This window comes from Shewanella sp. MM_2022_3, from assembly GCF_022557375.1.
In the GTDB taxonomy this organism is placed as follows: Bacteria; Pseudomonadota; Gammaproteobacteria; order Enterobacterales; family Shewanellaceae; genus Shewanella; species Shewanella xiamenensis.
In genome coordinates this window covers 160258-182842 of record NZ_JAKZGV010000003.1, presented here as the reverse complement: position 1 = coordinate 182842, position 22585 = coordinate 160258, and the positions used below count along the sequence as shown (strand labels likewise).

The following is a 22585-nucleotide window of genomic DNA, read 5'->3' as shown; positions in this document are numbered from 1 at the left end:
TAATAAGTTATGGCAAAGAATAAAACCGCGTACGTGTGCAATGAGTGTGGACAGGATTTTCCCCGTTGGCAAGGGCAATGCAGTGCTTGTCACGAGTGGAATACGATAACTGAAGTGCGCTTAGGTGCTGCCTCGCCCGGACGGGGGACTCAGTTTGCCGGTTACGCTGGTGCAGGCAGTAGCGAAGTCAAAACCTTAGACCAAATTGATCTCAATGCTTTGCCACGTATAGTGAGCCACTTTGGTGAACTCGACCGGGTACTTGGAGGCGGCATTGTGCCTGGATCGGCGATTTTGATTGGCGGCCATCCCGGAGCTGGTAAGAGTACTTTGCTGCTTCAGACCCTATGCCATTTAGCCGAGAAAATGCCCGCGCTTTATGTTACTGGGGAAGAATCGCTCCAACAGGTGGCGATGCGGGCCCATCGTCTTGGCTTGCCAACCAATAAACTGAGGATGTTATCCGAAACCAGTGTGGAGTTGATCTGCGAAGTCGCCCTGAAAGAATCACCAAAAGTCATCGTTGTCGACTCTATTCAAGTTATGCATATGAGCGATGTAGCGTCGAGTCCCGGCAGCGTGTCGCAGGTACGTGAATCAGCCTCCTATCTAACCCGTTTCGCGAAGCAAAATGGCATTGCTGTTATTATGGTGGGTCATGTCACCAAAGATGGCAGCCTCGCCGGGCCAAAAGTGCTCGAGCACTGTATCGATTGCTCGGTGATGTTTGAAGGGGATAGCGACAGCCGTTATCGTACTTTGCGCTCCCACAAGAACCGCTTCGGGGCGATCAACGAGCTGGGCGTATTTGCCATGACGGAACGTGGCTTGAAGGAAGTGGCTAACCCATCCGCAATTTTCCTCTCCCGCGGCGAGGAAGAATCCTCGGGCTCCTTGGTCATGGTGGTGTGGGAAGGTACGCGCCCGTTACTGGTTGAACTGCAAGTGCTGGTGGATAATTCTGCCATGTCCAATCCGCGCCGCGTGGCAGTGGGGATGGATGCAAACCGTTTGGCCATGTTGCTTGCGGTGATGCATCGCCACGGTGGCTTGCAAATGTCAGATCAGGACGTGTTTGTGAACGTGGTCGGCGGGGTTAAAGTAACCGAAACCAGTGCCGACTTAACCCTGCTACTGGCTATGGTATCGAGTTTTCGTGGCGATATTTTACCGAGTGATTTAGTGGTGTTTGGTGAAGTGGGCTTATCTGGCGAAATTCGACCTGTGCCAAATGGGCAAGAACGTTTAGTCGAAGCCGCTAAGCATGGTTTTAAACGAGCGATAGTGCCTCGAGCGAACGTGCCGAAAAAACCGCCAGTGGGAATGGAAGTGGTGGGCGTTTCCAAACTATCAGAAGCCCTTGAAGCAATCTAATCTAAAAAACAAACAGTGCCTTAGGCGCTGTTTGTTTTTACTCGGGAGTCAAGCCCGTACCCAATCACTATCCGTGCAATCACTATCCGTGGTGTTTAATCGGCGGAATGATGTTTTTCGACAAAGAGCGCCAATTCACGGTTCAGAATTGAGGCATCGCCTAAGTTAAGCTCAACGATGCGTTTGAGGTGGCTGATGCTGTCGACATCGATAATGTTACATTTAAGCCCAAGTTGGTGATTACGTTGATGCACCAACTCAGTTTCCATTTGCAGCTCAATATCTGAGCCCTGCAGAGTAAAGTTAAGGATGATCGGCTCATCTGAATGGCTAAATCCTGCGGGTTCTTCCACTAAAGCGCCATTTAGGCTGAGATCCAATATTGAGGTTTGCCATTGCTTTTCGCCTTGGTGTATTGACGCACTTGCGGCAAAGAGGATCCGTGAAAAATGTCGTCTTTCATCAATCACTAATTCTTTATCTTTCATAGTTTGTTAGCGCCCACACCAATCAATATGCCTAAGCATATGTCATATTGAGGAGAGTGTAAAAGCTCGGCAGATTTTTGTGCAATAAAGTAATGTAGATCGCATATTTTACCTTTCCTTCATATGCAAATATGAAAAAGTATGAATAATTCAGTTAAGCAAAATAAGAGAAGTTGAACATGGCCTATAGTGTGCTCGTTGTCGATGATGAAGCAGTTATTCGTGCGCGATTGAAGGGATACTTTGAAAAGGAAGGTTATCGTGTGATTGAGGCTGCCGATGGCGAGCAAATGTGGTACGAGTTTAATCGTCAACATATCGATTTAATTATGTTAGATATTAACCTGCCTGGGGTCGATGGCTTAAGTTTAACCCGCGAGTTACGCAGCCGCTCCCATGTGGGGATTATCTTAGTCTCTGGCCGTGATGAATCGATTGATAAAATCGTTGGCCTGGAGATGGGCGCCGATGATTATGTGACTAAGCCCTTCGAACTGCGGGAACTATTGGTGAGGGTAAAAAATCTGCTTTGGCGGATTTCTTTGGTAAAACAAGCCGAACAGGCGCTGGTGCAGGAATTATCACAGCCCGATGATTTGATAAGTTTTGAAGGCTATCAGCTTGAATTAAATAGTCGTAAGCTGCGGCAAGGGGAGGAGCTTATCAAGCTCACTAAGGCCGAATTTGAGTTATTAACCGCCTTTGCTTTGCATCCGCAGCAGGTACTTTCTCGCGAGCGCTTAATGCAGCAAACCAGTCATCGCAATCATGATGTGAATGACAGAACCATAGATGTTATTATCCGCCGTCTACGTAATAAGCTCAATCCCGAGCTCTTTGTCACTGTCCATGGTGAGGGGTATTTATTTGCCGCTAAGGTGGATGACTGATCTCTAACTTAGATCTTGTGTTAAGCGCTCAAGGGCGCACTTGATACAAGGGATAAAAATCCGCTTCGGCGAGACTAAAGCTAAGATCCGATAAGGTATTTTGTGAGGTCGTGCGCTCAACGATAGCAGGACCTATATCGCCAAAAGGCGCGGCGCCTTCGAGTTGTTTTACCGTGACATCGATGGCGAGTTTGCCCTGTAACACGACCAAGTCATCATTGCTGTAGACCACTTTTTGTCGCTTTAAGCCGCGCAGAATCGCGGGGGAGAAGTAACTGCTCACCAGCTTGATGTCTTGCGTCAGCTGTTTTTGTTTGAGGGTACTAACAGCGGCTTCTATCGCCACCGCACTGCCGAGAATATAGTCGGGGCGCTGGGCCTTAAGCAGAATCTGTAATTGATCGCGGTAGAGATTGCGATTGTTATCGGCATGCTGAATCGCACTGATGCTGACATTGCTGCCCTCGAGTGCATGGCGAATGCCTTGTTCGACTAAATCTGTGCCACCGAGGTTTTCAGGGCCCGCTAAGAGGGCCAAGGTGGTCGGCTGGGTGGGCGTATGCGCTTTGGCATCCGCCTTAATAAAATTGCCCGCGCTGAGCCCCATTTGATACCAGTTAACGCCGATATGGGTCTGCACTTGCTCTGAATTAAGTTTATTCACTAGGGCGAGCACGGGTTTGGTTAGCGGCTCGGAAAACTGTTCGAGCAGATTAGGGCTCACTGCGCCGAGTAAAATTGCGTCGTAGTCACCGCTCATGCAGGTGCGTAACTGTTCGAGTTGCTTATCCTGATGGTAGTAGCTGCCCGCTTCGAACAGATCTAAAGATACGCCAAGGAATTTGGCATGTTGGATTAGGCCATAATCGATGCCAATCCAATAAGCGTCCTTCAGGTGAGGGACGAGGACACATAGACGCCAAGCTTGTTGGGCTTTAGTGAGAGGATGATAATCAAGCGCCTGCGCCTGCTGAATTTTGGCATTAAAGGGATGGCGTTGCTCTAATGGCCAAGTTTGGCTGTTGGCATTGGCAGGCGATAAACATAACAGGCCAAAAGTGGTGAGTGTGAGCAAAGCTTGCCAAAATTTTCCCATTGTCTCGTATCATCCACAGTGATCATTTCGAAGGCATTGTAACAGAAGGAACAAGTGTGGCGCCTTTATCTTTATCGCGAAGTAGTTTAACTGGCAGACTCATGCTCGCCTTCGGTGTGCTTGGGGTATTGCTGTTGCTACTGGTTAGCTTAGGTAGCCTGAGTTTACATTGGCTCAAGCAGGCCGACAGTTATCTGTATGAAGAATCCTTACCCGCCTCTCAAGCCGCGCGCCAATTAGTGCAGGCCTCTAATGCCTTATCCGATGGCGTGACCCAGTTAGGCCAAGTGGAGGATGAGCGGCAGCGGGAATTTATCGGCCGTAAGCTCAGCCTTGAAAGCGCCACAATGTTAAATAGCATCAAAGTGTTACTGACACTGGATGTGAACGAAGATAATCATTTATCCGTATTAGCTGGGCAAATCATCGAGCAATTAACCTTATTGGGTAAGAGTGTGGGCCAGCGCCTTACCTTAGGGGATGAGTTGCAGCTTAGGGCCCGTGAGTTATCACTTGCCGCAGCCCATGCCTCTGAGTTATTGCAATCCGAATTGGCGGTAGTCGACTCGGCGATTTTAGCAAAACTCAGCCAAGCTTATCCCGATATGGCGGGGAATAAACGCAGTGGGCAACTGCTTGATGATGTGATTGAACGTGAGCTCGATATCCAAGAACAGCTCAATCGCGCGCTCAAGTTAGTGCATCAAATTGCGCTGCTCAGTCAGTTATTTGAAGCATCCGAATTACAGTCCGAACTGCAATTGAGTGTTCCCCGTTTATTGGCAACCTTTGCCAGCACTGCATCATCTCACCCCATGGCGCAGAATCATTCAAATCATCCAAATCATCCAAATCATCCAAAACAAGGGACGGCTATCGAGCTGGCAACCACAGAGGTGCCAGCGGCAGAGGTGGGTATCGATTTAATGGCGCTCACCACAGTATCTGAGCTTATCCGCGATCCCGGCAGGCTCAATGCGCTAAAGGCGGAACTGGCTGTTCTTCTCCATACCCCCAAAATTATTAAATTACAGCGAGAACTGAGTCAAAGTTTGCAGCGGCAACAGCGGCAGCAGCAGGAGTTAGCGGAAAAACTCTATAGCCTCAATACGCTGGTGGATAGTGCGCTTAATCAACAGCAACAGCGGGCGGAGTTGGCGCGTAGTGATTATTTAATGCAGTTGTCTTACGCCCGCTTGGGGTTGTGGGGCACGGGCATATTAATGTTGGTTATCATAGCAGTCGTGGTTTATCGGGTGATCTATCGCGGCATTGCCTTGAGGTTAAATCAGGCGACCGAGGCTATGTCGCGCTTAAGTTTAGGGGACACCAATGTGAGCCTCGATGCCCACGGCGACGATGAGTTGACCGCCATGGCCAATGCCATCGAGGCATTTAAGCGAAAAACAGCCCACAACCTGAAATTGCAGGCGGATTTACGTCTGGTCGCCGATGAGCTGACCGAGCATAAAAAGGCCCTTGAACAAACCGTGGCCACGCGCACACAGGAATTGGCCGAAGCCAACCTGCGCCTTGATGCGGAGGCCAAAGGCCATGCTAAGGCAAGAATCGTTGCCGAGGAGGCGAGTCAGGCAAAATCCCAATTCCTAGCGACCATGAGCCATGAGATTCGCACCCCACTCAACGGCTTACTCGGGACGCTTACCTTGCTCGGCCATAGTCAGTTACCGCCCGCGCAGCAACAGATGCTCGCGCTGTCGCAATACAGCGGAACGCTGCTGCAAACCGTGCTGAGCGATATTCTCGATTTCTCCCGCCTCGAGCAGGGCAATTTAACCAATGAGCCTAGGCCTACGGATATCAACGCACTGCTCGATGAAGTGCTGGCAATTATGGTAGCGGGCGCCAATTTGGCGGGATTGAGTCTAAGACTTAATCGTCCCCAGTTACCCGCGTGTATCCAGATTGATGGCCCTAAGCTGAGGCAGGTACTGTTTAACTTGATTGGTAACGGCATTAAATTCACCCCCGAAGGCGGCGTGAGTCTGAATGTCAGCGTGCGGGGCGATAAACTCGCTTTTGTGGTGGCAGATACCGGCGTGGGGATTGCGCCCGAGGTGCGCGAGCAATTATTTATGCCTTACTGCGTATTGCCTAATCAGGGGCGCAGCCGTGGGACTGGTTTGGGGCTTGCCATTTGCAAACAGTTAGTTGAACTGATGGATGCACAGGGGCCAGGAATTTGGGTCAAGAGTGAGCAAGGTAAGGGCAGCGAGTTTGGTTTTGAGCTGAGTTTTTCCCAGTGTGATAAGGCATTCGATACGCAAACTCAGGTGCAAAAACGGGTTAATCCCCTGCGGGTGTTAGTGATCGAAGACAACAAGGTCAATGCCATGGTCGCGCAAGGGTTTTTGGCGCATTTAGGCCACAGTTCCAGCTTGGCCATCAGTTGTCAGCAGGCGCTGACGCATGTGAGTGGCGATAAGGCATTCGATGCCGTGATGCTCGATATTCAACTGAGTGATGGTTCTGGGCTAGCATTATTACCACAGCTAAAGGCATTACTGACAAATGACATTGTTAATGAGAGTGTTAATGAGAGTATTAAGTTTGCCGCCTTTACCGCGCAGATGCAGACGGAGGATCTTAGCCTCTATCGGGAGGCGGGGTTTGATACTGTGTTAGCCAAACCCTTGAGCCTGCAAACCCTGACAGAATGGCTGGGCGTTGCTTCGTTGCCAGCGTGTGTGCCATCTTCTTCGGGGAGTGAGAGTCCTGCGTTGCCAGCGAGTCCTTCCTTAACCTTCGCATCTTCGGAGTCATTGGCTCAATCGGCTAAAACCTTATTAGATCTTAATCAGTTACAGCAAGATCTCGAGGTGTTAGGTGTGAAAACATTGAGCGATATGTTGGCGCTCTATCGAACGTCCAGTGCCGAGCAAATTGAGCGACTCTCGGCGCTAAGCTCTGTGGCGGATTTCAGCGAGGGTGCAAAACTATTGCACGCGCTTAAGGGCAGTAGTGCCAGCATGGGACTAAAAGCACTGACTCAGTGTTGTCAGGTATGGGAAAAGCAGCTTAAAACCACAGACGCCCAAAAGCTTGAAATACAGTCGGCCAATGAACTGAGAACCTGCTGGCTGGCATCGATGACGGCATTCGAACAATGGTTAGTCACAGTGGAATAGTGCTTAAGTATCAACGCTCAACGAAATACATAAAAAAGCGGCTCCCAAGAGTAGGAGCCGCTTTCGTTCAACCGCATCAAAAAACAATTAGCTTAAGACTTGTTCTACTGATGAGTTGATTGTCTGTTCCAATAGCAGTTTATCTTGCTTGACCCAAGCCAATGTCAGCGTGGCAAGAGCACTGTAAAAGCCATTGCAGTGCTTGCTATCGCACTCAACAACTTTTACCACAAACTTAGCTAACCAAGAGTCGATGCAAGCATCGAGGAAATTTAACTGGGCAGCATCTTCACTGTGGCAAGCTAAGTGTCCCATATAGGCGAGGATCACGGCTAAGTGATCGGCAGGTTCAGGGAAGTGACTCTGCACTTGCAGTTTGCTCTGGTGTAAAAACTCGCTCATTTGTTGATGCTGCTGCCCAAATAGCAAGGGTTCTTCCTCGGAGCTCAAGTACAGGCTGGCATAGGGCGACGCGCTGTGCTTTGTGCCTACAAGGAATAAACCGCAATAATCGGCGGCAAGTGCGAGCAAGGCCTCATCGCTCGTTAAGCCATTCAGCACCTTCTGTATGCTGACGACTGGCGCACTAAGCTCAGACGCATAACCCAGTTGTGTCCAGAATTGCTGCGCTTGCTCACTGGTGAGTTGCTTAAGGCGCTGCTCATCAATTTCACGGGCAAACAGAGAAGACAGCAGCTGATACACTAAGGCTCTGGCATGATTGATATCGATGTTGCTCATTGCATATTCCTCAAGATTAACAGTGGAATGCGCCTAGTTGACTAGGCGTATCGCATTGTGGGCTCGGTTAGATTTCGACTTCGATAGGACCATCGAAGGAGCTGACCTTAGGGACTTTGCCTTGGTATTTCTCAAACTCGACCAGACAAGTATAGGCTGAGCAGGCTTGCGCCAACTTCGAGGTGCCAATGTCTAAGGTCAGAGTATTCGGGTCGCCATAGCTACACAGGGCACCGATTTCGGCGCCGCCTTCGACGCTGCCATCTTTACCCACTGGACCATACCATGCGCCTTCATGAATTCGCACTACGCCTTTAGGGAAGCGATCCGATACCACTGCGCCCGCTAACAGTTGGCCACGGTCGTTAAAAACGCGCACTATATCGCCATCTTTAATACCACGCGCTTTGGCATCCTCAGGGCTGATATAGATGGGTTCGCGGCCGTTGACTGTATAGGTTTCGCGGTATTCCTTCGACTCACACATTTGCGAGTGCAGACGTTTATCCGGATGGCAAGATTGTAGCCACATAGGATATTTGTCCGAACCTGGGCCACCATGGCTACGCTCGGCTTTTTCCATCCAAATGGGATGGCCTTGGCAGTCGTCATAACCGAACTGTTCAATCTTACGGCTGAAGATTTCAATCAAGCCAGAAGGCGTGCCTAGTGGATTGATTTCAGGATCGTTTCTAAAGTCGGCGTGGCGTGTCCACAGCTCGCCATCGCCAAAGTGCACATAACCTTGCTTCCAGAAGGTGGCAAAATCTGGCATCTCATACTTACCCGCGTTCGCGGCTTTACACTCGTTATAGAGGGTTTCTATCCACTCCATTTCGCTCATATTGCGGGTGTATTCTTTCTCTTTACCCATCAGCGCGGCAAAACGAGTGAAGATTTCAAAGTCTGACAAACTTTCAAACAGCGGCTCGACCATCTTCTGCATCGCCAAAATACCGCGGTTAGCATAGGCGCCGTATACGTCGATATCGTTGCGCTCATAGGTGGTGCAGGCGGGTAGCACTATGTCGGAGAAGCGGCAAGTCGCCGTCCAGTTCACATCGATAGTGACCACGCATTCAAGCTTTTGGAAGGCTTGCTTCATGCGGTTACGGTCTTGATGGTGGTTCCATGGGTTATTACCCGAGAAAATCATCATCTTAATATCGGGATACACTACTTTCGAACCGTTGGCATCAATGGTTTTGCCGGGTTCGAGGATCGCATCAATCCAACGGGCGACGGGAATCGTGCTGCTCGCGCCTTTAAAGTCAGTGCTGTCGAACAGGGGTTTTTGGTTCTCGTCTAAGTTGCGTGGGAAGGCGCCGGGCGCCGCTGCATTTGTTGCAGGCACACCAATACTGGAGTAGTGGTGACCATAGCTGATGCCGCCGCCGGGTAAGCCGATTTGACCTATCATGGTCGCGAGTACTGCGGCCATCCAGTAAGGTTGCTCCCCGTGTTGTTGGCGCTGAATACACCAACCCATCATGATTTGGGTGCGACCCTTGACTAAGGTTTTCGCCAGATCGCGGATGATGTGTGGCTCAACCCCACAGATAGGCGCTGCCCACTCTGGAGTTTTGGCGATACCATCTTTAGTGCCCATCACGTAAGGCACAAACTCTTCGAAGCCTAAGCTGTAGCCTTGGATGAATTTTTCATCGTAAAGCTTTTGGGTGATCATCTCATGGGCGATGGCCAGCATCAGCGTCACGTCAGTCTGTGGGTTGACATACAACTGTTCACAGCCAAGGTAAGCCTGGGTTTTAGTCACCACAGGGTCGATACTTATTACGCGGATCTTGCCCTGTTTGACCTTCTCTTTTAACTGCGCGAGGTAAGCGAAGGCCTCATGGGTTTCAGCGTTCCAACCCACTTGCAGGTTTTTGTAAGGATCGTTTGACCAGAGCACGATAGTGTTGCTGTTTTCTAAGATCAGCGGCCAAGAGGTGCCTTGGGCATACACTTCGGTTGAGCCTAATACATATGGCAGAATGGTTTGGCCAGCACCGGTGGAGTAGTCTCCGATTTTCTTCACATAGTTGCCGTGCATCCCCACCGCGCGCTGCATATGGCTGGTGCTGGAATGCAGTTGCCCGGTTGCGCGCCAACCTGTTTGTCCTGCGTGTAAGCCCGATGGACCGTATTGGGTTTGGATTTCATCGAGTGAGTGTTTAAACAGCTTTAATGCTTTATCCCAGGTCACGCGAACGAAGCGGAAATCCCCCCGTTGCTGGGTATTGCTCTTATGGCCTTTCAGTAAAAAGTCTAAGCGAACCATAGGGTAACGCACGCGGGATGGGTTATAGACCATACCGCGGATACCGTTAATCATATCCGTTGGATATTTATCTAAATCGAAGGCTTTGACCTCGGCAATTACACCGTTTTTACGTTTGATTTTAAAGGCGCCAAAGTGTGAGCCTGTGGTCAGCCATTCGTCTTCATTTAAGCCTGTGCTGGCCAGCGCATTTAAGGGCGCTAACACTGAGCTGCCACCTAAAGCAACGAAAGAGGTTGAGGCTAAGCCTTTTAAAAAGTCTCTTCTGTTCATGGTATTACTCCCGAATTAGTGCTCTTTTTTCACGAAGGTTGACGAATGTTCCTGCAGATATTTCTGCACCAGCGCTTGAGTGTCTTGGTCCATGTTCACGAAGGCCAACATGCCTTGGAACATGCCTGGCCAGGTATTGGCATCGAAATGCGCTTCATCTGGCTGGGTATGGCACACACTACAGTTTGAGCGGAAGGTATCGCGGGCATAGCCCCAGAGTGGTTGCAGCTCGGTGAGCAGGTAATCTTTATCGGTCCAGATTTGGGCTTCAACCCGTTGCCATTTCAGGCCTGTCATTGAGTCTTCTTTCTCTTCAAAGGTTTGGATAACACCTTCGGTTTCTGCTGCATCTTTGCTTAACTGCGCCGACAGAATGTTTACGCCAAAGTCCATGTAGATCACGCGGCCTGCGCCGATTTTCTTACGCCAGCCATCGATAGCAATTTTGATGCGCTTACCTTTAGTTTCGAGCACTTTGACTTTAGTGGCGACGTTTAAGGTACCTGCTTCAACATCACCTTTTTCACTAAAGAACAGAGGCTTAGTTAGGGCACTGTAGTAGGTTTGGTTGGTTTCGACTGAGCTGACGCCAGCGCCGACTTCGGCGATGAGTTCAGGTGCACGGGCCGTGCCCATTTCAGGTAGATGGTGAGCAATGCCTTTGTGGCAATCGATACAGCTTTGGTCGATTTCGGCGGCGCGTTTCATTTGTTTTTGCGCCAGTGGTGACATGCTTTCCCACTTCATCGAGTTGTAGTTGTGGCAGTTTTTACAGGCCAGTGAATTGTCTCGATCGAAACGTTTCCATTCGCGGCTCGCCATTTCGAGACGTTTAGCTTCAAATTTTTCTGGGGTGTTGACCGTATTGAATAACCAGCCCCAGACATCGTGGGAAGCTTCCATCTTACGGGCAATCTTACGGCTCCAGTTGTGGGGCACGTGGCAGTCAGGGCAGGTGGCGCGCACGCCTGAGTGATTCGACCAATGCACAGTTTCCTGCAACTCTTGGTAGGGCTTACTTTCCATACTGTGGCAGCTGATACAGAAGGCTTCGGTGTTGGTGGCTTCCAGTGCGGTGTTAAATCCGCCCCAGAAGATGATGCCCATGATAAAAGCACTGATGCTGACAGCGCCTAAGGTGAGAGCTTTTGTGGGTTTGTTTAGTGTGCGCCAGAGGTTGGTTAACCACTTCATAATAGCGTCCTCAAAGTATCAGTGAATTAGTGGCCGACAACGCCGCCGAAGGCTTGGATCATCCAAATGATGAAACCGTAGAGACTGATCCCCGCGATAGTCAGTGCGGGAAAGAGTATGAAAATGATGAATCCCAGCGCCTTTAACTCATTGCTGCGTGAGGACTTATCCGATGTTTGCATGGTGGGCTTTGTCATTGGGAAGAGCTCCGTTCGAAAGCGATTTTTGATGGGAGCACTATAAAGGGGAGATGTGAATGGACTTGCCTGCTGGGATGAATGGGCTTTGACAATATATGAAAAATTATGAAAATTTTAAAAGTCTCATCATTTTTTGTTTTACTGACAGAGCGTTAATCTTATTTCTGTGATCGCTATCGGCAGTTTGATATGCAGTTTAGGTGTTTTTTTAAACACTGATTTTGACTTTTTTGGCTAATTATTTACTGAAGTGCAGGCGAGGTCTTAGCTATCTGGCGGCGTTTACAGTATTATCCGCGGCCAACAAAGGCTGCGTTTGCATGGTTAAAGTGATTTTAACTGGGCAAAGCGTCACTGCTTGCAGATCATGGATTTTTCCCGATGTAGGAGAATGATGTGGATCTCTCACCCAAGTCATTGGATTTGGGGCTCTAATCTGCCGCAGCCGGCGTCGCCAATGGTAAAGCCAATTGGTATCGACCCTATTTTAAGAGATCACAAGGTATAACAAGATATGTCTGAGCAATTGAGTTCAACAGCCGTACCCTCTGGTTCATTTCTGAACCGTTTTTTTTCAATTCAACAACGTGGTAGCACAGTTCGCCAAGAAGTGATTGCAGGGTTAACCACCTTCCTCGCTATGGTGTACTCAGTGATTGTGGTACCCAATATGTTAGGTAAAGCCGGATTCGACCCCGGTGCCGTGTTCGTCGCTACCTGTTTAATTGCCTCCTTTGGCTCGCTGCTGATGGGACTCTGGGCGAATCTGCCCATGGCCATTGGTTGTGCGATTTCACTCACCGCCTTTACCGCCTTCGGCTTGGTGTTAGGTCAGGGCATGAGTATCCCTGTCACCTTAGGCGCCATCTTTTGGATGGGGGTGATTTTTACCGTCGTGAGTGTCACGGGCGTGCGTCAATGGGTGCTGGCTAACCTACCCAAGGGGATTGCCCATGGTACAGGTATAGGTATTGGCTTGTTTTTACTCTTAATTGCCACTAACAGTGTGCAGTTGATTGTGGCCAATGACGCGGGTCTGCCAGTGAAGTTAGGCGACATTAACAGCCTGCCCGTTATCGCCACCGTGCTGGGCTTAGCGGCCACTATTGGTTTAGAGCGTCGCGGCGTACCCGGCGGGATTTTATTGGTGATTATCGGCCTGTCCCTGTTCGGTTTAGTGTTTGATCCAAGCGTGACATTCCAAGGCTTCTTCGCCGTGCCTGATTTTACCTCTGAGCACTCGCTGATTGGTCAAATGGATATTATGGGCGCCTTGAATCCTGTGGTATTACCGATTGTGCTGGCGCTGGTGATGACGGCGATTTTTGATGCCACGGGCACCATCCGCGCGGTTGCGGGGCAAGCCAATCTGCTGGATAAAGACGATAATATCGTCGGCGGTGGCAAGGCATTAACGTCAGATTCTGTCAGCAGCATGTTTGCGGGTATCGTTGGTGGCGCTCCTGCGGCCGTATATATCGAATCGGCGGCGGGTACGGCGGCGGGCGGTAAGACGGGCTTAACCGCGACCATAGTGGGCGGATTATTCCTGCTGATGGTGTTTTTAGCGCCGCTCAGCTATTTGGTGCCTGCCTATGCGACGGCGCCAGCGCTGATGTATGTGGGGCTATTGATGCTCAGCAATGTGACTAAGCTGGACTTTAACGACAAGGTCGATGCGATGGCGGGCTTAACCTGCGCCGTGTTCATCATCCTCAGCTGTAACATTGTGACCGGTATTATGCTCGGCTTTGTGACCTTAGTGGTTGGCCGTATTTTTAGCGGTGAAATCCGTCAGCTTAAGTTAGGCGTGCTCGCCATTACACTGGGCCTGGTGGCCTTTTATATGGGTGGCTGGGCAATCTAGGTTACTCTATAAAGTCGAAAGCGAGTGCCGTTAGCACTCGCTTTCATTCACCTCATTGTGTTCACAATAGGCTCGCAGTAAATCCTTCCAAGTCACAATCCCGACCAGATCGCCATTATCGAGTACTGGCAAACAGCCAATATTGTGTTCCAGCAAGGTACGGCTGGCTACATCGAGCGACACATGGGGCGCAACGGTCTCCGGATTACGGGTCATCACCTGATGGACGCGTTTTTGTAGGGTTTCGAGATCTTTCGAGGTTTCGGCGCTGCTGCCCAGATTCGGACTGATAGCACGCAGCAAGTCGCGCTCCGACAGTACGCCTTCGAGTTTATATTCATCCACCACCAGCAGATGGTGGAAGTTTGCCTGCTCGAAAATCTCCTTCGCCACGGTTAAGCGATCGTCCATTTCGACTGTGACGACTCGGGTACGCATAATATCGGCGATAATGATCGGCATGATAAACCCTTACAAGGATATGTATCCTTAATGCACTGTATTACAGATACTTATAACAGACCGATGTTTATTTAGCCAATACCTTAAACAGGATTATGCTTAATCCTGCTCGTCGGATCCATCTTCAGCCATCAAAGGATTGCGTAAGTCTTCGGGTAAATGGGCGCCGATATAACGTTGGTACTTTTTCCCTTTCAGTTTATGGGTATCGACCAAGACTAAGCCATCGACACAGTCGCCAAAATCGGCATCGATACCAAAGGCGAGAAACTTCACCCCATCCTGCTTACATAGCTCGCCATACTGCTTGTACAGGGTTGGCACCGCGGCGCCCATACTCGCCAGCATTTGTTTTAGCTGCTTAAAGTGGCTTTGGTAATCCTCGCCCGAATAGATTTCATCCAACTGCAATTTGCGCTGCTTGGATAGTCCAAAGGGCGACATGGATACCGCGAGCTGCTCTGCTGGCGCAAACTCCTTGGAGTAGAAATGCACTAGCATCTCCCGCGCGCTCCCAGGCAGTTGATTGCTGATGGAGACTGGGCCAAACAGGTAGCGGTATTCAGGGTGTTTAGCGAGGAAGGCGCCAATGCCAAACCAGAGGTAGTCGAGACTGCGTTTGCCCCAATATTTGGGCTGCACAAAACTGCGGCCAAGTTCTAAGCCTTGTTTGACGTAGGGCATAAAGCCGTCGGCATATTGGAACAGGGATTGGCTGTAGAGGGCGTTGTCGCCGTAGCGATTTAGCACTTGCTCGCCGCTGGCGAAACGATAGGCGCCGACAATTTCAAACTGTTCTTTATCCCACAGCACCAGATGTTGGTAGTAGGAATCGTATTTATCGATATCGCGGCGCTTGCCCGTGCCTTCGCCGACGGCGCGAAAGGCAATTTCCCGCAGGCGGCCAATTTCGCGCATGATGGGGTTGCTGTCCTGATGCTGATACAAATAAATCAGCTTGTTATCTTGGGTTTCACCGAGGAGTTCACATTGTTGTAGCGCGGCCTGCAACTCTCGGCGCGACTCAGGGTGGGCGATGGCGCTTTGGGTAATAAACAGCGGGTCTTTATCTTTACCGATGCGATACAGATGATTTTTAAGCAGTTTTATCTTGGTCTTTAGCGGGAAATCCATCGAGCGCACGGCTTCATTCGGAATAAGCTCGCCGATACGAATTGGCATATTACGTTTGGCCTGTTTAAACATCTCCTTGACCAGTAGCAGTGTGGCTAAGGGTTTGTAAATCATCGAGGCGCCGTAGAAGGTGGCAGAATTTTTGGCATCCAAAAAGATTGGCAGCAGCGGTGCATTACAGGAAATCGCCATCTTTAAAAAGCCCGAGTGCCACTGGGTATCGCGCACGCCGCTCGGACGCAGGCGAGAGACTTCTCCCGACGGGAAAATCAGTACCGCGCCTTCATTGCGCAGATGCTGATGGATTTTTTCGAGGTGCTGTTTCGGTGTGCCGCCCGTCATATTACGCACTGGCAGCAGGATCGAATGCAAAGGTTCGAGCGCCATCAGGAGCTCGTTCGCCACAACCTTGATATCGGGGCGGATTTCGCTGACGAGTTTAATCAGGGCGAGGGCATCGAGGGAGCCAATCGGATGATTGGCGAAGATCACCACGCGGCCCTCGCAGGGAATATTTTCGACCTCGTTGGCGGGCACGGTAAAGCTAAAATCGAAACTTGCGAGCACTTGCTCGACAAAATCGACCCCTTGGAGATAGGCAAATTGATTGGCTATGTCGTTACATTGTTTTTCATTCAACAGGTAACGTAGCATGGCCTTAGTCGGCTTGGCTAACCAAGGTTTGTCCTTGAGGGCGGGCAGGTTTTGCTCCACCACATTATCGACGGTAAAGATCATCGAACTGGCTTTTAAGGCGGGCAGTGGCATGGCTACTGCTCCGCTTGCTGTGTTCTGCGTTAATGCGTTGGCGTTTAATGTGTTAGAGCTTAATGAATCAGCGTTTGGGGTATGAGGTGTTAATGGGTTCATGATTAGGCGACATCCCTTGGTTGGATTTCTGCTTGTTTGGGGCTGTGTGTGGCCGTTTGTGGAATAGGTTTTGGGGCGTTAACAGGTGCTTTGGGCGGCGTTTGCGCCAGCACAATACTGCTCAGAATATCGAGGTTTACGCTTTGCTCATTCCAGCGGCAGAGTTGTAATTCCCCGTTTAAGGTTTCGGTGATCAGGCTGCAGTTTTCGACCCAGTCGCCATCATTGGCATAGATTATCTGGCGCTTATCCGGCGTGCTGTATTGGTTATCTCGAGCGTGAACCGATAACTCTGGCTGGTGGATATGGCCGCAGATCACGCCGTCCACATTATAGTGCTGCGCATAATTCACTACGGCCTGGCGAAAACGGGCGATAGCCGTCTGCGCCTTGCCAACGCGGGATTTGATATAGCTGGCGAGAGACCAATACGGGTAGCCTAAACGCTCTCGCAGGCGATGGAGGTTGCGGTTGAGAAACAGCAGTAAGTCGTAGAGGTGATCGCCCAAGATAGCGTAGAAGCGGCCAACGCAAACATCTGCATCGAACTGATCGCCATGCAGCATTAATAGTTTGTGGCCGCCAATCCCCTGATGAATATGTTGACGAGCAATTTTGATATTCAGCAGCGTCAGTTCGGCATAGGGCTTGATTAGCTCATCGTGGTTACCCGGCAGGTACATCACCTGAGTGCCGTTTTGTGCCAGTTCAATCAGCTTTTGCAATACCTTATTGTGGCTCTCGGGCCAGTGCAGGCGGCATTTGAGCGCCCATAAATCCACAATGTCGCCGACCAGATACAAGTGCTGACAACGCACGGTATTTAATAGGCTTAACAGATAGTCGGCTTTGCAATCCTTACAACCGAGATGGATATCCGATAACCAGAGGGCGTTAACTGTGATGGTTTGATTATTTGCGGCATTGCTGGCGTTGGAAATATGTGGGGTTGAGAAGGAAGTGGCGTTAACACTGGATGGAGCATTGTCGGAAGAGTTGGAAGGAGTGTTACGGGAAGAATTGCGGGGAGTCTTAAGTGCGTCGATAAGCGCGCGATCAAGTCCCCTGTAATTAGCTCCAGTCATCTCATATTCACCCTATGCGGCTGTTGACTGCCTTAGAGATTAGTGACGGGCTTTGACTGAATGATGAAGCTTAAGTGACATGCAGATGACAGCAGGGTGGAATTTGCCGGGTGTTAACCAATCAAGATTTAGATCTGGATGTAATGAGAATAGGCAGTTTGATTTAACTTACTTTTGCCTAAAGCTAGATTGTATTATCGCTAGGTGTGCAGGATGAATTGTTATTGTTTCCCCTGTGACACGCCATAAACTCATCCCTGAGAGCTTCCCGACTTCCGAAATTGGACGACTTCCGAAATTGGATCGAAATTGGACACCCAGCCTTAATCGCGCGGTAGTAAACCTCCTACTATGCTTTGGTTAAGAATTGAACAAGGAGGTTTGTATGCCGCGCCCTCGCCGAACCCAGATAAGTCTTGAAGACACTCCCTATTACCATTGCTGTAGCCGCGTTGTTCGGCGGGCTTTTTTATGTGGCGATGATAGTTACTCGGGTAAAAACTATGACCATCGCCGTGCTTGGGTCGAGTCATTATTATTTGAACTTGAAGCCGTTTTTGCTATTGATGTGGCAGCATTTGCGGTGATGTCGAATCATCTGCATTTGGTGCTGCGGGTGGATATCGAGACAGCCAATCGCTGGACTGACCGCGAAGTGCTTGAGCAGTGGCATAAGTTGTTTAAAGGCGATGAGTTAACGCAAAAGTTCGCCAAAGGTGAGTTAGTTGAAGCGCATGAGGTCAGCAGATTAAAGCATTCAATCGCCATTTACCGTAGCCGTTTATGTGATATCAGTTGGTTTATGCGCTGCCTCAACGAACCCATTGCAAGGCAAGCAAATCAAGAAGATAACTGCACAGGCAGGTTCTGGGAAGGTCGGTTTAAATCTCAGGCCTTACTGGATGAAGCCGCCGTGTTAGCCTGTATGACTTACGTCGATTTAAATCCGATTAGAGCTCAACTGGCTGATACGCCAGAACAATCCGACCATAGCAGTATTCAACTACGCATTCGGGCGGCGTTAAAAGGTGAGCAGCCGAGCAATCTACTACCTTTTATTGGTAATGAGTGCGACAACCAACCCAATGGCATTGCATTTTCCTTAACGGATTACCTTCAATTGGTGGATGATACCGGCCGAATCATTCGCAATGATAAACGTGGATGCATCAGCGAAAGTAGCGCCAAGATACTGAACAGATTAAATATTCCCCATGACAATTGGCTCAAGCTGACAACCGAATTTGGCAAGCTATTTCATGGTCCAGTGGGCACCTTGCAAGAACTGACCGATTACTGCGAACACTTAGAAAAGCGACGACGGCATTTTGCTAAATGCTGCCAGCACTTTAACAGTAACTGACAACTGCTTATATCACTTCAAAAGCCTCATCCAGAACACATTCCAAGCACTATGGGCCAATTTACTTCATCTTAAATACCTAATTTTTTAATGAGTTAGCGCAATTTATTGCCTTAGATGCTGTCCCCGCGATTGTTGATTGTCCCTATTTAAACCATTTTAACTCGGACCAGTTGTAGGCAAACAGAAAGTACATTATGTTATTGATTTATATTGGGTGGCTGGATTTATTCGAAAAGCGACGACGGCATTTTGCTAAATGCTGCCAGCACTTTAACAGTAAATGACAACTGCTTAGATCACTTCAAAAGCCTCATCCAGAACACATCCCAAGCTCTATGGGCCAATTTATTTCGTCTTAAATACCCCATTTTTTAATGAGTTAGCGCAATTTATTGCCTTAGATGCTGTCCCCGCGATTGTTGATTGTCCCTATTTAAACCATTTTAACTTCGGACAAGTTGTAGGCAAACATAAAGTGCATTATGTTATTGATTTATATTGGGTGGCCGGATTTATTGTTCTGGTTCTAAAGGTTTGCGAAATCGATTAGCTCTTGCTGAATGTAAAGAAGATATACTTGTTGTTGGCCAAAGTAATTCAGGTATGGTAGACCCTGCACACGCAACGGCAATTAGTTTAATGCAGGTAACATGTACTTTACTTCTACTTAATCCATCCATAGATAGTATTGTCATTATGGAAATTGCTAAACAGTATTCCGATAAAGTTGGTGAAGAGTTTCTTAACCTTTCGCGTCATACTGATTTATAACAATGCGCATCAATTGACAAAATATAGTGCCAAATATTTTGCAACTGTGCTTAGCGTTATGGAGTAATACATGAACGTAGCACGTGATCTTCATAATAGATGGCTTGGTGGCGAACAGATTGCAGGTGTGAAATTTTTAATGAATGACTATGTCGTGGTTGCATTTGGACGCCACGCCGGTCTATGTGGGTCTGTTGTATCTGTAATTAAGTTTGAGCCTAACCCGCCTTACGTTGTAGAAACAGAAAAAAATGGGGACATTGAGGTCAGGGAAAATGAGATTCACCACCCATAACAAGCGGTTGCAACGCCGCTACAGCGCTTCGCGCTTACAAACTGCGGTTGAACCGAACGTTATGCCTAGGGAGCTGTGATGAAGTTTTTAGCTGTCATAGCCATCTTGTTCTCTCTTCATGCGGAAGCAACTGAAGAGAAATTGCTGTGCGAACATAGAGAATTGCTTATTGAGCCAGATATGCAAATGAAGGAAAGTTTTTTCACTGAAAGTAATGCGGAGTCAGCTAAATCTGAATTAGAGAAGCTTGATTTAAGCAGCAATGATTTGATGATTCAGTTCGCCATTGAAAACAACAGCCGAATTGTGCGTGGCTATAAACTGCGAGCCAGAGCTATCGAGTCCGACAATAAGGAAGATATCAAATCTTTCTGCGATTTCTATGTGTCTGAGGCTTTCTATCACGACTAAAGGCAAACAAGGCGCAGTAACACGCAACTTACAAACTGCTATAGTACTTGGCGTTAATCCATAGAAATTTTTATCCGAAACTGACGAGTTAGAGTTAAGGCTTCAACTAGGAAACTGTCCCAAAACATGCTGCGTATTTCTTTTTAAAACTTACAGATTACGCCAACGCTAAATAGGTGAGCCATGGAGGTTTGCGAGACGACCGTCCGCCCCATGGCCGCTTTTTGGCATCCATGCCATCGCGGCATTCGTGAATCCATTCACATCAGACGGCGGTCGAGCATCCAAGGATGGACTTGCTGCGTGTCGGAGAGAGAATGCCATGGCTCACCAAAAGCCAGCACTTAGAGAATTAAACGGCCAAACTTTATCTTTCAGCAGTAGTATCCAGAAATTCTAAATGACTTCCTGTAAAACTGAGTTATATGGTGGCGAGTGGAATTTGTACGACTAACCCACACTCAACGAAGTAATCAAAACTGTCTGTTCGTGTATGAGTTGAGTGTATAAGTGAGTACAAAAAAGGGGAGTCAGTTAAATCTGACTCCCCTTGATATTTTAGGTGATGTTGCGCTTAGAACAGCAGGTGAGCCACGCCGGCAATTACTGGCAGAGTCACTAAGGTACGCAGTACGAACACGACAAATAGCTCAACAAAATTCACTGGGATCTTACTGCCAATCAGCAGTGCGCCCACTTCGCTCATGTAAATCAGCTGGGTTACGGATAACGCGGCAATCACAAAGCGGGTCATATCCGATTCGATAGAGCTGGCTAAAATCGACGGAATAAACATATCGGCAAAGCCAACAACGATGGTTTTAGAGGCTTCGGTGGCTTCAGGGATATGCAGCAGTTCCAGTAACGGAATAAACGGCATACCTAAGTAATTGAAGATGGACGTATGCTCGGCGATGATCAGCGCCGTGGTACCAATGGCCATTACTACAGGGAGAATGCCAAATATCATATCGATAACGTTTTTAATACCTTCATTTAAGACGGCTTTGATACCACCAGCACTGGCCGCTTTCTCGAGCGCTTTATCAAAGCCCCAAGAGAGTGCGCCGTGTCCTGCGGGGATCATCTCATCATCAGGTTGACGTGGCGTATCGTCGATATAGTTATCTTTTTTCCACGACAGTGGCGGCAGCTTAGGCACAATCACGGCGGCCGCAAAACCCGCTAAACACACGGTCAGGTAGAAGGGCACAAACATATGCTCTAACTTTACCTGTGAGATCACTACTAAGCTGAAGGTAATTGACACCGCCGAGAAGGTGGTACCGATAACCGCGGCTTCCCTTTGGGTGTAAAAACGCGCTTCGTATTGCTTGCTGGTCAGCAGGATCCCAACGCTACCATCACCTAACCAAGAGGCCATACAGTCGATGGCGCTGCGACCTGGCAGGTTAAACACGGGGCGCATCACTTTGGTCAGCAGGGTGCCAAATAGCTCTAATAGACCGAAGTTTAATAGCAGTGGCAGCAACATACCGGCGAAGATAAACACCGAGAAGAGTACCGGTAACAAATCGTTCAGTACTAAGGCGCCAGTGCTTGAAGAGTTAATCGCTTCGGGGCCAATGCCAAAGTAGGTCAGCACGATAAAGACAGCGCCAACGACACGGGTGGTAAGCCACAGCGGGCTGATATTGAGTAAACCATTGAGGAAGTGATTGTTCAGCACAAACTTAGGTTTGAGTAACTTTGTCAGCACAGAGGCAAAGGCCATGGCGACAACAATCACAGTCACGATTAAGGTTAATACATCGCTTAACACGCTTTGCAGTGCTTTAGAGATGATTGCGATGGGAATAGTTATCGCATCGTTATAGCTGATAGGGGTCATAAACAGCAGCAGACCGATCAGCGAAGGGACGATAAAGGTGAGTATCGTCTTAATGTTGCGGTTTTTATGTTCAGTAGCCAATGGTGTACACCTTAAAGTACGAGTCGCACAAATAAACTTGAATAAATGCTCTCTCAAAACCGCATTCTTTGCTGGGGTGAGGTGCATTTTAATTCAACTCAAAATCGAGAAGGGGGAAGATTACTCGCTTAGCGCCGCTATGTAAAACGATTCGGAAATTTGTTTGAGATAAGCAGCAAAATAGCATAGTTATTTGGGCGATTTCTAATGGATGATTTTTGATGTTGCCTACTTTTTTAGTTGTTTAAATTTAATTTAATCATGGCGTTACGTCATGCTGTTGCGGGTTGTTTATCGGGTTGTTTTATTCTTGAGGATGTTCACTTCTTGGCGATGTTTTGTTGAAAACTTTCCCAGTGGATCTTCACTAAATACGCTTTTAGATGATTTTTTACCCATTAATGGTAAAAGGGCTTCAAACGTCGCGGACCCAATGTGAGCGGGATAACAGTAGCTGTAACGGTGAGGTTGTCTTCTGTAACAAAATAGAGTGAGCTGAATTGTTTGTGAGTATTTATTCAGTTTTGACTGCAGATTTGCATATGTTTTATTGAATAATGACTTAGCACGGGATTTTCATATGATGACTAAAAAATCGTTAATAGTGATGAAATAAAATTTTACGCTAAAGAGGATTCGTGCCGCTTTAATTCTTTTTAATTCCATGTAAGTTAGTACTACTTTGGTTTGGCTAAATTATCC

Annotated in this window: 18 protein-coding genes; 8 read left to right on the top strand and 10 right to left on the bottom strand. The window is 48.5% G+C overall.

All coding sequences use genetic code 11. The features are described 5' to 3' along the window. Positions 1 to 9: 9 nt before the first annotated feature. On the top strand, positions 10 to 1374 hold the full coding sequence (gene radA, locus MMG82_RS03230; RefSeq protein ID WP_037430274.1) for a DNA repair protein RadA: 1365 nt from the start codon (positions 10 to 12) through the stop codon (positions 1372 to 1374). Between the two features lie 95 nt (positions 1375 to 1469). Here radA and MMG82_RS03225 read toward each other — a convergent pair whose 3' ends face one another. Continuing rightward, positions 1470 to 1862, bottom strand: a complete 393-nt coding sequence (locus MMG82_RS03225) for a PilZ domain-containing protein (RefSeq protein WP_086024078.1) — start codon at positions 1860 to 1862, stop codon at positions 1470 to 1472. Positions 1863 to 2041: 179 nt separating this feature from the next. Here MMG82_RS03225 and torR point away from each other — a divergent pair, with 179 nt between their 5' ends. Beyond that, positions 2042 to 2752, top strand: coding sequence for a two-component system response regulator TorR (torR, locus tag MMG82_RS03220; RefSeq protein ID WP_037430273.1), 711 nt, complete (start codon positions 2042 to 2044; stop codon positions 2750 to 2752). A 28-nt stretch (positions 2753 to 2780) separates the two neighbouring features. Here torR and torT read toward each other — a convergent pair whose 3' ends face one another. Then, the gene (gene torT, locus MMG82_RS03215) at positions 2781 to 3848 is read right to left on the bottom strand and encodes a TMAO reductase system periplasmic protein TorT (RefSeq protein ID WP_047535384.1); all 1068 of its coding nucleotides are present in this window, start codon (positions 3846 to 3848) and stop codon (positions 2781 to 2783) included. Between the two features lie 56 nt (positions 3849 to 3904). Between torT and torS the strand changes: the two genes are divergently transcribed. Further along, entirely contained in the window at positions 3905 to 6997 is a 3093-nt protein-coding gene (torS, locus tag MMG82_RS03210; protein ID WP_241406463.1) for a TMAO reductase system sensor histidine kinase/response regulator TorS, read from the top strand. An 87-nt stretch (positions 6998 to 7084) separates the two neighbouring features. Here torS and torD read toward each other — a convergent pair whose 3' ends face one another. From torD to torE, 4 genes are all read right to left on the bottom strand, one after another. Then, positions 7085 to 7738, bottom strand: coding sequence for a molecular chaperone TorD (gene torD / locus MMG82_RS03205; protein WP_047537394.1), 654 nt, complete (start codon positions 7736 to 7738; stop codon positions 7085 to 7087). A gap of 67 nt (positions 7739 to 7805) precedes the next feature. Next, the gene (gene torA / locus MMG82_RS03200; protein ID WP_172591389.1) at positions 7806 to 10295 is read right to left on the bottom strand and encodes a trimethylamine-N-oxide reductase TorA; all 2490 of its coding nucleotides are present in this window, start codon (positions 10293 to 10295) and stop codon (positions 7806 to 7808) included. 15 nt (positions 10296 to 10310) lie between these two features. Next, entirely contained in the window at positions 10311 to 11489 is a 1179-nt protein-coding gene (torC, locus tag MMG82_RS03195) for a pentaheme c-type cytochrome TorC (protein ID WP_047537388.1), read from the bottom strand. 26 nt (positions 11490 to 11515) lie between these two features. After that, positions 11516 to 11686 carry a trimethylamine N-oxide reductase system protein TorE gene (gene torE / locus MMG82_RS03190; protein WP_011071462.1) on the bottom strand — a complete coding sequence of 57 codons (171 nt, stop codon included), beginning with the start codon at positions 11684 to 11686 and terminating at the stop codon, positions 11516 to 11518. 517 nt (positions 11687 to 12203) lie between these two features. On the opposite strand from torE, the gene MMG82_RS03185 reads away from it, so the two are divergent. Beyond that, positions 12204 to 13556, top strand: a complete 1353-nt coding sequence (locus tag MMG82_RS03185; protein ID WP_047537383.1) for an NCS2 family permease — start codon at positions 12204 to 12206, stop codon at positions 13554 to 13556. Between the two features lie 30 nt (positions 13557 to 13586). Here MMG82_RS03185 and MMG82_RS03180 read toward each other — a convergent pair whose 3' ends face one another. The 3 genes from MMG82_RS03180 to MMG82_RS03170 all read right to left on the bottom strand — a co-directional run bounded on the left by MMG82_RS03180 (position 13587) and on the right by MMG82_RS03170 (position 17107). Then, the gene (locus MMG82_RS03180; protein WP_047537381.1) at positions 13587 to 14018 is read right to left on the bottom strand and encodes a CBS domain-containing protein; all 432 of its coding nucleotides are present in this window, start codon (positions 14016 to 14018) and stop codon (positions 13587 to 13589) included. Positions 14019 to 14117: 99 nt separating this feature from the next. Continuing rightward, complete coding sequence (locus MMG82_RS03175; protein WP_241406462.1) at positions 14118 to 16022, bottom strand: lysophospholipid acyltransferase family protein; 1905 nt, start codon at positions 16020 to 16022, stop codon at positions 14118 to 14120. 2 nt (positions 16023 to 16024) lie between these two features. Continuing rightward, positions 16025 to 17107 carry a UDP-2,3-diacylglucosamine diphosphatase gene (locus MMG82_RS03170; RefSeq protein WP_047537375.1) on the bottom strand — a complete coding sequence of 361 codons (1083 nt, stop codon included), beginning with the start codon at positions 17105 to 17107 and terminating at the stop codon, positions 16025 to 16027. Positions 17108 to 17492: 385 nt separating this feature from the next. On the opposite strand from MMG82_RS03170, the gene MMG82_RS03165 reads away from it, so the two are divergent. From MMG82_RS03165 to MMG82_RS03150, 4 genes are all read left to right on the top strand, one after another. Next, on the top strand, positions 17493 to 18470 hold the full coding sequence (locus tag MMG82_RS03165; protein ID WP_241406461.1) for a transposase: 978 nt from the start codon (positions 17493 to 17495) through the stop codon (positions 18468 to 18470). A gap of 501 nt (positions 18471 to 18971) precedes the next feature. Then, positions 18972 to 19244: a hypothetical protein gene (locus MMG82_RS03160; protein WP_156143184.1), complete on the top strand. Its 273-nt coding sequence runs from the start codon at positions 18972 to 18974 to the stop codon at positions 19242 to 19244. 70 nt (positions 19245 to 19314) lie between these two features. Further along, positions 19315 to 19539, top strand: a complete 225-nt coding sequence (locus tag MMG82_RS03155; RefSeq protein ID WP_037424339.1) for a hypothetical protein — start codon at positions 19315 to 19317, stop codon at positions 19537 to 19539. Between the two features lie 78 nt (positions 19540 to 19617). Beyond that, complete coding sequence (locus MMG82_RS03150) at positions 19618 to 19950, top strand: hypothetical protein (protein WP_037424342.1); 333 nt, start codon at positions 19618 to 19620, stop codon at positions 19948 to 19950. Positions 19951 to 20524: 574 nt separating this feature from the next. Here MMG82_RS03150 and MMG82_RS03145 read toward each other — a convergent pair. After that, on the bottom strand, positions 20525 to 21883 hold the full coding sequence (locus MMG82_RS03145; protein WP_037415367.1) for a YjiH family protein: 1359 nt from the start codon (positions 21881 to 21883) through the stop codon (positions 20525 to 20527). Positions 21884 to 22585: the final 702 nt, after the last annotated feature.